Origin of the sequence: Neglectibacter timonensis, from assembly GCF_900048895.1 — a bacterium.
GTDB classification, from domain to species: Bacteria; Bacillota; Clostridia; order Oscillospirales; family Acutalibacteraceae; genus Acutalibacter; species Acutalibacter timonensis.
Window position 1 is genome coordinate 244292 of the sequence record NZ_LT160638.1, and the last position, 13828, is coordinate 258119.

Here is a 13828-nt window from a genome sequence, read left to right on the forward strand (position 1 = left end):
GCATCCATAATACTATAGCACAAGGACTCTGTTTTTACAATCTTAATCCAGCAAACGCTATTCCGATTGAGCTTGTGGCCCTTCTATAATAATTTCCCGTCGAACATATTCTTCTGTAATAAGCGGTGGAATCATTAAGACAAATTGGATGGAAAGAAAGGCCGAAATTCATGCGAATTTCGGCCTTTCTTTTTTAAGTCATGTTTATGTCATGGCCAAACCTGTCACCAAAATCTATGAGTCTGTTATTTTCAACAATCAGTTCTCCGCGCTCGTTTACCTCAATGTTTTCGTATTGTTCCTTTTGAACGACAATCCACCTCGTGTTCCCTGAATCGGATTCGAATAAGATTCTGTACTCAATAACAGGGTCCTTCATCAAGTAAGGGATTTGATCAGTCTCTTTCGATATGTCTTTCACTTCTTTTGCTCTGGAAACCGCGTTAACTTTCTCGAATGACTCACTTCTTTTTAGGTAATTTGATTTGGATTCTTTGGAACGTGTTGCTAGCATAATGATTAAGGCAAGAAGCAATAAACCAGCAACGATTCCTACGATTAACCACCACGATGACATAAATTTTCCTCCTCTTTTACAGGGTATAACCAAAGGTCCTGTCCAGCCAGGCGAGGCACAGCTCCATCCACCTTGCATTGTAAGGGTCTGGGCTGCCTGTCTCCTGGGTGCAGACGGACAGGCCGTGTCCGCCGGAGGGGAAGAGATGGGCCTCATAGGGCACTTTCGCTTTCTGAAGGGCGGCCATCAGTTTCAGGCTGTTTTCCGCAGGCACACAATCGTCTGTGACAGTGTGCCACAAAAAAGCGGGGCATGTCCTTTCATTTACGTGCCGGTCCAGGGAAAAATAGGCGTAGCCAGGCGTTCCCTGCCTGCAGCCGCTGACATTTTCAAGGGATTCCACATGAGCATATTCGTCCGCGGTGATTACCGGATATCCCAGGATCATGGCGTCGGGCCTGTTTTTTCCGCCGTGGTTGTCATAGCGCTTGAGAAGCTCCGGATCGTCCCACATGACGCCCAGAGAGCAGGCCAGGTGGCCCCCTGCGGAAAAGCCGCACACAGCCACATGGCCGGGATCGACATGCCACTGGGTTGCCTGCTCCCGAATTCGGCACAGGGTTTCGGAGAGCTCCCGCAGCGGGAGAAACTCTTTGGCCTTTTCTCCTACCGAGTAGGTGAGGATGAAGACCTGATATCCAGCGGCAAAAAAGCGCAGGGCCACGGGATCAGCTTCCCGCCGGGAGACAAAGGCATATGCGCCGCCGGGACAGAGAACTACGGCGGGAAAGGTTTCCCGGCGCTCCTCCATCTCCAGGATCGGTGTGTGCAAAAGCCCCTCGACGGAGCCGTCAGTGTCCGCAAAGGGTTTGAAATGAACCAGTTCCATAAAGCTTCCTCCAATTTTCAAAACATGTTAAGACTGAGATTCCAGGGGCGGGTTTTCTTCCAGAAAAGCGTCCAGATCGTCCGTACGGATGTCGATATATTGTTCGGAATTGCGGTTGTGGACAAACCGGGCAGTCTGGGGCTTCTCCTCCGCCGTATCGCCGCTGACGAGGAGGAGGTAGCTGGGTTCAACAATATAAAAGCGGACAACCCTGCCGGAACCGGCCTCCGAATCATACTCATAGGGGGCCAAATCGTCCCAGGTCAGCCCTTCTCCCTTTTCTGCCAGCTGCCGTACCAATTCCACCGTCAGCTGTTCCTTGCTCTCCGGAGGGGAAGAACAACCTGGAAGGAGGCACAGAATAAGACTCAAAACGATCAGCAGCAGCATTCGCTTCATTGGAATTCCCTCCTGCCCCAGCTGCAATTCCAGTACAGGCTGTACGCCGTTTGGCACGGTTGATTTTTACTGGTTCTATTATCTCCGTTTCCGAAGCGGATGTCAAGAAAGAAGGGAAAGAGAGGACGAAAAAGGATAAGGAGTTTCCTGGAATTTGTTTTCTTAGATTATGAAATAGATGTGAACATTCTGTTGATTTTTTTCGCGTTTTCCGGTACGATTAAGAAAGACAGATTTCGTACATCATTATATGTTAGAGGGGTGTTAATTTTGGAAGTCATTCAAGACATTTTGGCTGCTATCGGCGTGGTGCTCAACGGAATTCCCCAGGGCCTGCTGGCACTGACCTACGGGTTTGCCTCGGTGCCTACAGGACTGGGCTTCGTGGTAGGTGCGGTGGCCTGCGGAGCGCTGGGTTCAGTGGCCCCCATCTCCTTCCAGGCTGAGACCATCGTGCTGGCGGGCAATATGGGCAAGGATCGAAGAGACAGGCTCTCCATGATTCTGTTCGGCGGCGTCATCATGGTGATCCTGGGGCTGACCGGGACGCTTTCCGCCATAACGGCCTTTGCGGGCGACGCCATTGTGCATGCCATGATGGCAGGCGTGGGTTTTATGCTGGTGAAGGTGGCGTTCGGCATGGTCAAGGAAAACAGGCTGGTGGGCTGGGTTTCCGTGGCCTCTGCAGTGATTATTTATTTGGTTTCCAAGGCGCTGGATCCCAGCAATGCGTTGGTGTACACTATTGTGGGGTCCCTGATCATTTCCAGCATTGCGGCAAAGGTGGCCAAACAGGAGCTGGGCGCAGATGCGGTATCTGAAAAAATGTTCCGCCTGAAGCTGGAAAAGCCCACGGTAAACTTTACGGTGATCCGAGGCGCCCTTTCCTTGGCCTGCCTGACCATCGGCGCGAACATCGCATTCGGCAATATCACCGGCGGGATGGCGAATGCCAATATGAATGTGGACCATCTCACGGTGTATTCCGGCCTGGCCGATGCGGTCAGCTCCCTGTTTGGCGGCGGCCCGGTAGAGGCTATTATCTCCGCTACCGGTGCGGCTCCCCATGCGGTTTGGTCCGGCGTCATCATGATGGCAATTATGGCGTTGATCCTCTTCTTCGGCCTGCTTCCGAAAATCGGTAAGTTTGTGCCCAGCCAGTCTATTGCAGGTTTTCTGTTTATTCTCGGCGCCTTCGTGACCATTCCTGGAGACGGCGCTGCTGCTTTTGCCACCGCAGAAGCGGGCGGTTCCGTCATTGCTGCGGTCACCATGTCGGTCACCGCGGTGTTCGACCCGTTCTTCGGCATGCTGGCCGGTATCGTCCTGAAGCTGCTGATCGGCTGGACAGGCCTGGCATTTTAACCATTGGAAAGGAGCTTATTCATGGAAGGATACTATACTCTTGAGGTGGCCGGCGTCACCCGCCAACTGCCTATTATGCAGGTGTCCGACACCCTGTGCATTGCCAGCTTCGTCATTTTGGGGGACTGTGAGATTGTCACGAAGTCAGCTCCGCTGATCGAAGAGAGGCTGCCCCAAGTGGATTACATTGTGACGGCGGAAGCAAAAGGAATCCCCCTGGTGCATGAGCTGTGCCGCCTGCGGAACCTGCCCTACTATATTGTGGCCCGTAAAAGCGTCAAGCCGTATATGAGCAAGCCTCTTACGGATGAGGTGGTTTCGATTACCACTCAGAAAAAACAGACCCTCTGCCTGGACGGCAAGGATGCCCTGCTGCTCAAGGGAAAACGGGTTGCCATTGTGGATGATGTCATTTCCACAGGAGAGTCCTTGTCCGCCATTGAGAGGCTGGTGGAAAAAGCCGGCGGTGAAATCGTGGCAAAAGCGGCGATTTTGGCCGAGGGAGACGCGGCCAGGCGGGAGGACATCATCTTTTTGGAGGAGCTTCCGCTCTTCCCCGTGGAGGCGTAATTTATGGGACCCTATGAGTATGTGGTGGAGAGCATTGAGGGAGAGTACGCCTATCTGCGCCGTACGGACATTTACGACGCAGGAGAACCCTTTATGATAGCCATGGCCCTGCTGCCCGATGGAGTAGACGTAGGCACAAAGCTGCATTGGGAAAATTTGGTGTATTCCATTGTGGAGTGAAAGTGTGCGAAAGGGCTGAGAATAGGTCCGGCATGCTCTTGAAAAAACCGGAAAACGGAGGGGCTTCCCGCGGGGAGGCCCCTCTTTTTTCTGTCCTGTACATGGCAGGTTTTGTCGGGTTATCGATAGTTTTTATCTGCTTTTTGATAGCAGATTCTTTCCCCCTCTGGTAGGATAAATAGTGGAACCCCCTGACAGGGAAGATTCCGGCATCGGCCTACGGATTTTTCTGCGGCGGGTAAATATGAGTTGTCTGCCTGTTGAGACCGGGCAGAGGAGAGGAGTTTCAAATGGCACTTCTGCAAATCGATTTTTTCTCAGAGTCGCTGATGCGTACCGTCACTATGAACGCGATTATCCCCACCGACAAGACCCTGTTCACCCAACATGAGAAAAGGGAGATCAAAGAGTACAAGGCGCTCTACCTGCTTCATGGAGGGTATGGAAATTATACGGACTGGCTAGGCGGCACCAGGGTTCAGGCATGGGCGCAGGACAAGGATTTGGCCGTATTCATGCCTTCTGGAGACAACAAGTTTTACATTGACAATCCCGATTCCGGGGAGATGTACGGCTCTTTCATCGGGAAGGAACTGATAGAGTTCACCAGAAAAACATTCCCGCTTTCCCAGAAACGGGAAGATACTTTTATTGCGGGGCTTTCTATGGGGGGATACGGCGCACTGGTAAACGGCCTGAAATATAACGAGACCTTCGGCGCTATCGGCGGTTTCTCATCGGGGCTCCTGTTGGAGGGAGTTGTCAGCGGGAGCAAAAAGTTTGCCGGCATGATGCCGGGAAATAAATTTTATGAAAGTATTTTTGGAGATCTGGCAAAGGTGTTGGGAAGTGAGAAAGATTACAAGGCGTTGGCAGAGGGTTTGGTACGGGAAAAGAAAACGCTGCCCAAACTGTTCCTCGCCTGCGGCACAGAGGATTTCCTGCTGCCGGAGCACCGGGAATTCCGTCAGTTTTTAACTGATTTAGGATATCCTTTTACCTACGAGGAGGGCCCTGGCGGCCATGAATGGGCGTTCTGGGATACGTACATCAAAAAATTCATTGATTGGCTGCCTCTTGGCGAAGCGGTGCAGGGAATCAGCAGCGGCCATGTGATGGAATAGGCACAAGGGTCGTGCTGTTCCAGGCAAAATACACGCTTCACCGTGCCATTTAGAGCGAAAGCCCCATAAGCACAGCGCATGGCTGTGCTTGTGGGGCTTTGCGTTGTGCTTTAGCTGTTCCTGGAGGAGAATGCATTTCCATCAGAAATGCATTGCGCCCTCGACGTCAGTCCTCCGGCTCGCCAGGGTTGACATGTACCATGCAGTGCTTTACCTGCGGATATCTATTTTCCACAGCATTGTGTACAGCTTCCGCCGCAGCGTGGGCGTCCCGGAGCGGGAGGCTGCCGTCCACTCTGATTTCCAAATCAACATATACCCTGTCCCCAAACAAGCGGGTGTGTATCTCGTCTATACCCAGCACATGCCGCTGTTCCAGCGCTGTGTCGGAAATGATTTGAACAGCGTCTTCCGTACAGGAGCGGTCCACCATTTTGTTGACGGAATCGAGGAAAATGGAGACTGCAGCTTTCACAATGAACAGACAGATTGCCACAGAGGCAATGGGGTCAAGAATGGGAAATCCAAGGCGTGCTCCCAGAATTCCCGCGAAGCTTCCCACGGAAGAGAGGGCATCGGAACGGTGATGCCAGGCGTCGGCCATCAGTGCCCCGGATTGAATCTTTCGGGCAGCCCCACGGGTATACCAATACATGGTTTCCTTAACCGCTATGGAGATGGCCGCTGCCGCCAGCGCCAGAAAGCCGGGAACGTCCAGATGGCCGGAGGGAGAAATGATTTTAAAGAGTCCGGAAATGCCGATGCCGAGCCCTGTGGCGAACAATACCACGGAGAGCAGCAGGGCGGCTACACACTCCATGCGCTCGTGGCCATAGGGGTGCTCCTGGTCGGCCGCTTTGCCGCCTGCTTTTACACCGATCATCACAACCAGGGTACTGAATACGTCAGAAGCAGAATGAACCGCATCGGAGATCATGGCGCCGGAATGGGAGAATAACCCGGCAAAAAATTTAAAGGAGGAAAGAAGCACGTTCCAAAAGATGGAGACACGGGAAACGTGCATGGCTAGATTTTCTCTGCTGCGGAATTTCATCAAAAGGACACTCCCTGCACGAAAAGATAAAACCAGCCCGCACGTCTCTGCCGTGCGGGCGCTTATCACATAGTATGCGGGGAATATTCCATGGGTTCCGGATTCATACGGTTATCCGGGAATGATGGATTTCAAAAATTCCGGTATCCGGTACTCTGTTTTTTCCTCCTTTACCGGAAAGAGGACTTCCTCCAGGGCTATCCCGGTGCTGATGCAGGCCAAAAGGCAGTTTAAATGATAGGCCTGCCCCTCTCCTTCCACTGTGAGAAATTGGGGGATCAGCTGGGTGGAAAAGGCGCGGGAACTCCTCAAGGATTCTGCTTCTCCTTCTCCGCTTACCAGACGGGGCAAAAGGCAGTTGAGCCGGTTTCTGCGCCAGCTGAGGAAGGAGACGCCTCGGCCTGGACGACGCAGGCTTACCGCAAGAAGACGTTTTCTGCCGTGTACGGCTGCAAGCAGGCCTGCGATGTTCTCTGCGCTGCAATCTCCAGCTGTCTCCAACACGGCGGCATATTCCATATCAGGGCGATGGAGGTTCAGGTATTGCAGGGCGTCCCGAAGCGTGGGGGCATCGTCTCTGTCAGGGGTTTGCCGGAGAATGGTGAGTCCGGGGATTGCGGAACTCCCGGCAGCAGAACCGGAGCTGTCATCTATTAGCAGAACAAGCCCAACGCCTCTACGAACTAAATCGCAAGTCAACAAGCCCAGCGCTTCTTTGTTTTCAAAGGCAGTGAGAATCACTGCGTCCTTGGAAAAATCCTCCATCCGTGTCCCTTCCTTTCTGGTGCTTACTGCTGCTCTATTGTACGGTCCTTACCTAAAACGAACCTGAAACTCAGCTGGGTGCGTCGCGGAATGGGAAAATTCTGCGACGCGCCCACGCCGTCTCCTTTAATCTGTAAAAGAAAAACCCGCCGTATCCCCTGCTGTGTGCATAGGAGACGGCGGGTTTTCCAATAGGGTGGTTAGATATCCAGCAGGGTAATCACGTGGCGGGGGCAAACCTCCACACATTTTCCGCAGCCGGTGCATTTTTGAGGATCTACTGCCGCACAGCCGTTTTTCACAGCGACTGCCTCGAATTCACATGTTTTGACACATTTCATACAGCCGATACAGCCGATGGTGCAGACCTTCATCGTGTCTCTGCCCTTGTCACAGTTGGAGCAGCGCACCACAGCCTGCTTTTTGAGGGGTACGAAGCTGATGAGGCTCTTGGGACAGGCTTCCACGCATTTGGAGCAGCCCCTGCATTTTGCGGGGTCGATCTTCGCCACGCCGTTACAAACGCTCACGGCACCGTATTCGCAGGCTCTGACGCAGTCGCCCATACCCATACAGCCGTACCGGCAGCTGGAGATTCCTCCTGCCAGAAAAGTGGAGGCAGAGCAGCTTTGAATGCCGTCATAACGCATTTTATCGGTGGTGTTGTCATAGCTGCCAAGGCAGTGTACCAGCGCTGTTTTGTACTCTACTTCCACCTCTCCGGAGCCCAGAAGCTCGGCGCATTTTTGAGCCACATCGGCGCCGCCGGGGGAACACAGACCGGGCTTAGCCTCCCCTTTGGAGAGAGCCGCCGCATAACCGGAGCAGCCAGAGTAGCCGCAGGCGCCGCAGTTGGCGCCGGGAAGAACCTCCTCCAAGGCTTCGGCCTTTTCATCCTTTGGCACAGCCATTACAATTGAAGCTACCGCCAGGATGACGCCTGCCAGCAGGCCGATTGCACTGACAATCATAATAGGGGTTAAAATATCCATTCCGGCCCTCCTTTACAGCAGACGGTCCACGACGCCGTTAAAGCCCAGGAAGGATACGGCGACGAGGGAGGCTGCCACCAGAGTGATGGGCAGGCCTTTAAAAGTTTCGGGGATGTCGCAGTCTTCCAGGCGTTCCCGGATACCGGCAAACAGGATCATGGCAACCAGGAAGCCCACGCCGGAGCCGAAAGCATTGACCAGGGACTGCAGATAGCCGAAGCTGGGGTCTGCTGCGCCTTTTTCCAGCACCAGCATGGTAACGCCCAGTACGGCACAGTTGGTGGTGATCAGGGGCAGATAAATACCCAGGGAATTATACAGCGGAGGCATGTACTTGCGCAGCACAGTCTCCAGCAGCTGAACCAGGGCGGCGATCACCAGGATGAATACAATGGTCTGAAGATAGCTAAGGCCGTTTGGCGCCAGCAGATAGGTGTACAGAGGCCACGTGACCGCTGTGGCGATCACCATAACTACGGTTACCGCGCAGCTCATGCCAAAGGCCGTATCCAGCTTTTTCGATACGCCCAGAAAGGGGCAGATGCCCAGAAATTTATTCAGGACATAGTTTTCGGTGAGAATGGCGGCCAAAAATATGGCAACCAGGGTTTTCAGAGTTTGTGCGTCCATTTAAGCCAGCTCCTTTCCTGCTCCAGACCTCACTGCGGCGCGAAGATGGCAGAACCAATTCCCCGCACACAGTCTTTGAAGCGCAAAATGAGAAATGACAGCTTTATTTTTCATTCTGTACCTCCTGCTTGGAATCCCTGCCGCAGGCTTCCTTCTCCTGAATCATGGAACAGGAGGCTGCCAAGGGGCAGCAGGAGCAGCCGGTGGATTCCGGGGCATGGCCTTCTTTGGAGAGCTTTCCAGCCAGGGCGATCAGCATGCCAAACACGAAGAAACCGCCGGGCGGCAGCAGGAAAATAATGATGGGCTCCATAAAGCCGGAAAGGACGGGAAAGCCGAACACCGTGCCTGCGCCCAGCAGTTCCCGGATGATGCCCATGCAGAGCATAGCTGCGGTAAAGCCGACGCCCATACCCAGACCGTCAATGATGGAGGGCAGCACCTTGTTTTTACTGGCGAACATTTCAGCCCGGCCCAGAATGATGCAGTTGACCACGATCAAGGGCAGAAATACGCCCAGGGCGGTGTCCAGCGCAGGGGAAAAGGCTTTGATAAACAGCTGCACAACAGTGACGAAACCGGCGATAATGGTGATGAACGCCGGAATTCTCACCTTGTTGGGGATGACATTGCGCAGCAGGGAGATCACAGCGTTGGAGCAGACCAGCACAAAGGTGGTGGCCGCGCCCATTCCGATGGCGTTGGAGGCGGCGGTGGTCACGGCCAGAGTGGCGCAGCAGCCCAGTACCAGGCGCAGCACGGGATTTTCCCGGATGATACCTTTTGTAAATTCCTTCCAGAGGTTTCCTTTCTTTTTGGCTTCCACCGTTATGCCCCCCCTTTCACGGTATAAAACTTTTCAACAGCTTGATTGACCGCCTGGGTCACCGCTTTCGTGGTGATGGTAGCGCCGGTCATCGCCTCTATCTGGCCCTCTGCGGGAGTCTGATACTTGACGATCTCAATGCCGCTTTCCGGAGCAGCCTGCTTGTATTGGTTCCGGAAATCTTCTTTCTCCGCATTGGCGCCCAGGCCCGGAGTTTCGCTGTGGCTGAGAACGACAACGCCGGTAATCTCTCCCTCCGAGCTGATTCCGGTCATCACCCGTACAGTACCGCCATACCCCTTGCTTTCAGTTTCAAAAACATAGCCCACAGTCTGGCCGTCTTTGATACCGGCATAGTATTCGCCGTTGTCCTGCGCCTCGAAGGAGTCTGCAGAATCCAGCACAATTCTGCGGGATTCTTCCGCCTTTAGCGCCTGCTGTTCCGCGATTTTTTCCTTTGTCAGCAGGTTGGTGCCTGCCAATGCAGCGGAAACGACGACACAGATGACGAACAGGACGGCAGTGGGAACCAGAATGCTTTTTGCGTCCAGTTTCATGATTTCGCGGCCTCCTTCGTCCTTTTTTCCTTTACAAGGCCGAAGGCCCGGGGCTTGATATAGCGCTCGATGAGAGGCGTGAGGATATTCATCAAAATAATGGAATAGGAAACGCCCTCCGGCAGGGAGCCGAATTCCCGGATAACCAGTGTGAGGGCGCCGCACCCTACGGCAAATACCACGCGGCCCCAGAAATACAGCGGACTGGTGGTATAATCTGTGGCCATAAAGAATGCGCCCAGCATCAGGCCGCCGGAAAGCAGGTCAAACAGCGGATCCCGTCCGAACAGGAAAGAAAAGAGCGCCGCCGTGGCGAGGTAGGTCACGGGAATCACCGGGCTGATCACCCGGCGCAAAATCAGGTAAATGCCGCCGATCAGGATGGCCAGCGCACAGGTTTCCCCCAGGCAGCCCCCTGTTTTTCCCAGAAACATGTCAAGGTAAGAGGGCAGCTGTCCGCCAGAGCCTTCCGACAGAATCCCCAGAGGGGTGGCGGTAGTGACGGCGTCCGCCGTGGCGGAGTAGTCGAAGGCCGCCGTCCAGTGGGTCATGCGGGCGGGGAAGGAATTCATCAGGATAATACGGGCCGTCAAAGCCGGATTGACAAAATTCTGTCCAATGCCGCCGAACATCTGCTTTACTACCACGATAGCGATCACCCCGCCGAATACGGAGATCAGCGGATTGATGGTGACCGGCAGATTTAAGGCCAGCAGAATACCGGTGACAACGCAGCTCAGATCCCCTACGGTCTGGCTCCGTTTCATCACACGGCGGCATATGTATTCGCTGAGAACGCAGGAGGCAATACAGGTGAGGATTACCACCATGGCCCGGAAGCCAAAGAGTATGACGGAGGCGATCATGGCGGGCGTCAGCGCGATAATCACGTCCAGCATAATGTTCTGCGTCGTCTTCTTCCCGTTAAAATGGGGGGAAGACGAAACGATGAGCTTTTCCATTTTTATGACCATCTTCCTTTCTGGGAGAGGTGAGATTTGATAAGGCCGGCAAGGCCGGGGAGATGAGGAACGGCTGCGCTTATTTTCTCCCCTGCTTTTTCACATAGCTCTTGCCCAGGCGAATCGCCTGTACCAGCCTTCTGCCGGCAGGGCAGGAAAAGGCGCAGCAGCCGCATTCCATACAGGTCATGATATCCAGCTCCTGCAAGGCGTCCACGTCCTTCTTGTCCACAGCTTTTTCCAGCTTGGTAGGCATCAAGCACATGGGGCAGGCCGCTACGCAGCGGCCGCAGCGGATGCAGGAGGTGGGCTCCAGTAAAGCCGCCTCTGCGGCATCGAAAGCCAGGATGGCGTTGTTCTGCTTCAGGATAGGCAGCTCGTCAGTGGTGATGGCCACGCCCATCATTGGACCGCCCATCAGGATTTTTTGGGGTTCGCTGCGATACCCTCCGCAGAATTCGATGACATCACGGATTCTGGCGCCCACAGGCACAATCACATTTTTGGGTGACTTGACAGCGGAACCATCGATGGTGACCCGCTTCAGAGTCAGGGGCATGCCGGTGCGCATGTAGCTTGCCAGGAAGGAGATGGAGGCAATGTTCATCACGAGGCAGCCCACATCTGCAGGGAGCTGGCCGGGGGGAACCCTCCTGCTGGTACAGGCTTGCACCAGCACTTTTTCCGCGCCCTGAGGATAACGGCTTTTCAGCGGCAGAACCCGTACTTCGTCCTGGGGATCCATCGTAGGGTTATCTGCGATTTCCCTGAGTTTTTCGATGACGTCCGGCTTATTGTCCTCCACGGCGATCAGCACACGATGGACGTCGAGAATATCCTTTACTTTATAAATGCCGTCCAGAACATTTTTGCCGTTTTCCAGGGCCTCTCTGTGATCCGACGTGACATAGGGCTCGCATTCAGCCACATTGACGATAAGGGTGTCGATATTTTTCCCCTCGGGCACGTTCAGCTTTACGTGAGCGGGAAAACCGGCGCCGCCCAAACCAACCAGTCCTGCGGAACGGGCGGCTTTCGCCAGCTCTTCCTTGGAATGAATGGCTGCCGGGGGATAGATATTGGGGTCTATTTCCATCTTGCCGTCGGAGTCAATCACCACGGCCTGGGTCATCTGGCCGCCGGTGAGCATTACGGAGGTAATTTCGGCTACAGTGCCGGAGATGGAGGAATGAACAGGTGCGCAGACGTAGGCGTCGCTGTCGCCCACGACTTGGCCCACATAGACGTGGTCGCCCTTTTTGACGGTAGGAATACAGGGCGCGCCGATGTGCTGCTGCATCGGCAGAGTGATCCTCTCAGGCGGGGGCATAATGACGGAGGGAGTGTTCCACGTGTTCTTGTGATGCGGAACCGGCGCGCCGCCATGGGTCCTGAAAGGGTGCTTTGGGAACTCCATAGTTTCAGACCAGCCTTTCTCAGATTGCTCGATTCAGAAAAATAGCCCGGAGCATGCCGAGCTGTACAGCCTCTATTTTACCCTAAACGGACAGTGGTTTCAAGATAATTAAAAGATTGTCAAAAAGAAAAGAAAAAACAAATCAAGGACCAAAAGACAGAGGGTTTCCGCCATTTCAGTTCCCCGGAAAAAGTTGAGATGGAAGCAGAAAAGGCGCGGAATTTTCCATATCATGCTTAAAAAAACCTGCGGAGGTGGAGACAAAGTAAAAAAATATTGCGCGTAATCGAAAAAATCTATTTACTTTTTTAAATTCTTGTGATACAGTATAGTCATTAAAACGACGAAAACGTTTTTGTAACGCGTTTGATTTGTGGGAAACTGGCAAAACAAGAGGTGGTGGGATGTGGCCGTCAGCATCAAAGATGTCGGAAGGCTCGCCGGTGTATCCGTCAGCACGGTGTCACGGGCGTTTAATGGATATTCCGATATCAATCCGGTCACAAAGCAGCGGATCCTGGAAGCGGCTGAGGCCTTGGGATACAGCCCCAATATCAGCGCCAGGAATCTATCTTCCAAAAAAAAGCAGAATATCGGATTGGTCATTTCCGGGTTTCTGCAGGAGAATACGGCGCAGGCCCGTAATGATGAATTTGAGTTCTGGCTGATGCACGGCGCCTACCGCTGTGCGAGGGATCTTGATCTTGACGTTGCCATGTACAGTATTGATTCCGAATTTCAGAAGAAAAAAACTTATGAGCAATTTTGTGCAGAGCGGAATCTTTCCGGCACGCTCATGTTCGGCCTGAAAATAACGGACGACTATTTTCATCAGCTGCACGACGCGGAAATTCCATGTGTAACGGTGGATACTTTGGTGCGGGGCAGGAATGTCGGCTGTGTCACAATTGACAATGTGCTTGCATTTCAGGAACTTACCCAATACTTGTTTGATCTGGGACACCGTGAACTGTTGCTGATAACCGGAAGAAAAACTGCCGCTGTCACCATGGAGCGTATGGCCGGAGCTTATGAGGCTTATTTAGCCAACAATTTTGAATTTCGGAAGGAAAACGTGGTTTACTGTGATTTCCGGGAGGACGAAGCATACCGGAAAACCAAGATTTACCTCCAAAAGAAGCAAAAAAACGGGGCGACGGCTTTTCTCTGTATGAGCGATATGATGGCTGTCGGCGTACTGCGGGCCGTGAAGGAGTGCGGATATCGGGTGCCGGAGGATTTCTCCGTCGTGGGCTTTGACGGCATTTTGCTGACCACCTATACGGAACCCAAGCTCACAACCGTGGATCAGCAAATCGAACAAAAGGGATATGAAGGGATGCGGCTTCTGTCCCGGATATTGGAAAGGCCGGAGGAGGCCAGGTGCCTGTATCTGCCTCATGTGCTGAAAGAAAGGCAGAGTACAGGGCAGAAGAATGAGGGGGGAGGCTGAAAGGACGGTTTGCCGGAGCTCCAAGAAAAACGCGTCTGGGCGGAAGGTTTGAAAAATAAAGGTTTGCGTATGCTTGCCGGTACCGTTCAGGAAAACGGAAGGATGTGTGCCGGCCTGAGAAAGGAGGA

General features: G+C 53.5%; 16 protein-coding genes. 5 read left to right on the plus strand and 11 right to left on the minus strand.

The window, feature by feature from the left end; all coding sequences use genetic code 11:
• Nucleotides 1-193: 193 nt before the first annotated feature.
• Genes BN3911_RS04865 through BN3911_RS04875 form a run of 3 tightly spaced genes read right to left on the minus strand, consistent with a single transcriptional unit; the run spans nt 194 to nt 1805 of the window.
• Entirely contained in the window at nt 194-577 is a 384-nt protein-coding gene (locus tag BN3911_RS04865) for a DUF2500 family protein (protein WP_066862125.1), read from the minus strand.
• A gap of 16 nt (nt 578-593) precedes the next feature.
• Nucleotides 594-1406 carry an alpha/beta hydrolase gene (locus BN3911_RS04870; RefSeq protein ID WP_066862128.1) on the minus strand — a complete coding sequence of 271 codons (813 nt, stop codon included), beginning with the start codon at nt 1404-1406 and terminating at the stop codon, nt 594-596.
• 27 nt (nt 1407-1433) lie between these two features.
• Nucleotides 1434-1805: a hypothetical protein gene (locus BN3911_RS04875; RefSeq protein ID WP_066862131.1), complete on the minus strand. Its 372-nt coding sequence runs from the start codon at nt 1803-1805 to the stop codon at nt 1434-1436.
• 261 nt (nt 1806-2066) lie between these two features.
• Here BN3911_RS04875 and BN3911_RS04880 point away from each other — a divergent pair, with 261 nt between their 5' ends.
• The 4 genes from BN3911_RS04880 to BN3911_RS04890 all read left to right on the plus strand — a co-directional run bounded on the left by BN3911_RS04880 (nt 2067) and on the right by BN3911_RS04890 (nt 5044).
• Nucleotides 2067-3170 (plus strand): NCS2 family permease, encoded by a 1104-nt coding sequence (locus BN3911_RS04880; protein ID WP_242871075.1) that lies wholly within the window; start codon nt 2067-2069, stop codon nt 3168-3170.
• A 21-nt stretch (nt 3171-3191) separates the two neighbouring features.
• Nucleotides 3192-3740, plus strand: coding sequence for a phosphoribosyltransferase family protein (locus tag BN3911_RS04885; RefSeq protein ID WP_066862133.1), 549 nt, complete (start codon nt 3192-3194; stop codon nt 3738-3740).
• 3 nt (nt 3741-3743) lie between these two features.
• On the plus strand, nt 3744-3920 hold the full coding sequence (locus tag BN3911_RS17155; protein WP_147578523.1) for a chorismate--pyruvate lyase: 177 nt from the start codon (nt 3744-3746) through the stop codon (nt 3918-3920).
• Nucleotides 3921-4210: 290 nt separating this feature from the next.
• Nucleotides 4211-5044 (plus strand): alpha/beta hydrolase, encoded by an 834-nt coding sequence (locus BN3911_RS04890; RefSeq protein WP_066862136.1) that lies wholly within the window; start codon nt 4211-4213, stop codon nt 5042-5044.
• Nucleotides 5045-5210: 166 nt separating this feature from the next.
• Here BN3911_RS04890 and BN3911_RS04895 read toward each other — a convergent pair whose 3' ends face one another.
• From BN3911_RS04895 to rsxC, 8 genes are all read right to left on the minus strand, one after another.
• Entirely contained in the window at nt 5211-6098 is an 888-nt protein-coding gene (locus BN3911_RS04895) for a cation diffusion facilitator family transporter (RefSeq protein WP_066862139.1), read from the minus strand.
• A gap of 111 nt (nt 6099-6209) precedes the next feature.
• The gene (locus BN3911_RS04900; protein WP_066862142.1) at nt 6210-6863 is read right to left on the minus strand and encodes a hypothetical protein; all 654 of its coding nucleotides are present in this window, start codon (nt 6861-6863) and stop codon (nt 6210-6212) included.
• 200 nt (nt 6864-7063) lie between these two features.
• Nucleotides 7064-7855, minus strand: coding sequence for an RnfABCDGE type electron transport complex subunit B (locus BN3911_RS04905; RefSeq protein ID WP_066862144.1), 792 nt, complete (start codon nt 7853-7855; stop codon nt 7064-7066).
• 12 nt (nt 7856-7867) lie between these two features.
• Entirely contained in the window at nt 7868-8485 is a 618-nt protein-coding gene (locus BN3911_RS04910) for an electron transport complex protein RnfA (RefSeq protein ID WP_207644499.1), read from the minus strand.
• Nucleotides 8486-8588: 103 nt separating this feature from the next.
• Complete coding sequence (locus tag BN3911_RS04915; protein WP_066862147.1) at nt 8589-9311, minus strand: RnfABCDGE type electron transport complex subunit E; 723 nt, start codon at nt 9309-9311, stop codon at nt 8589-8591.
• A 2-nt stretch (nt 9312-9313) separates the two neighbouring features.
• Entirely contained in the window at nt 9314-9868 is a 555-nt protein-coding gene (locus BN3911_RS04920; protein WP_066862150.1) for an RnfABCDGE type electron transport complex subunit G, read from the minus strand.
• Nucleotides 9865-10842 (minus strand): RnfABCDGE type electron transport complex subunit D, encoded by a 978-nt coding sequence (locus BN3911_RS04925; RefSeq protein ID WP_412269220.1) that lies wholly within the window; start codon nt 10840-10842, stop codon nt 9865-9867. The genes BN3911_RS04920 and BN3911_RS04925 overlap by 4 nt, the downstream gene beginning before the upstream one ends.
• 67 nt (nt 10843-10909) lie before the next feature.
• Nucleotides 10910-12247, minus strand: a complete 1338-nt coding sequence (gene rsxC / locus BN3911_RS04930; protein ID WP_066862153.1) for an electron transport complex subunit RsxC — start codon at nt 12245-12247, stop codon at nt 10910-10912.
• A gap of 406 nt (nt 12248-12653) precedes the next feature.
• On the opposite strand from rsxC, the gene BN3911_RS04935 reads away from it, so the two are divergent.
• Complete coding sequence (locus BN3911_RS04935; protein ID WP_066862158.1) at nt 12654-13700, plus strand: LacI family DNA-binding transcriptional regulator; 1047 nt, start codon at nt 12654-12656, stop codon at nt 13698-13700.
• Nucleotides 13701-13828 lie beyond the last annotated feature (128 nt).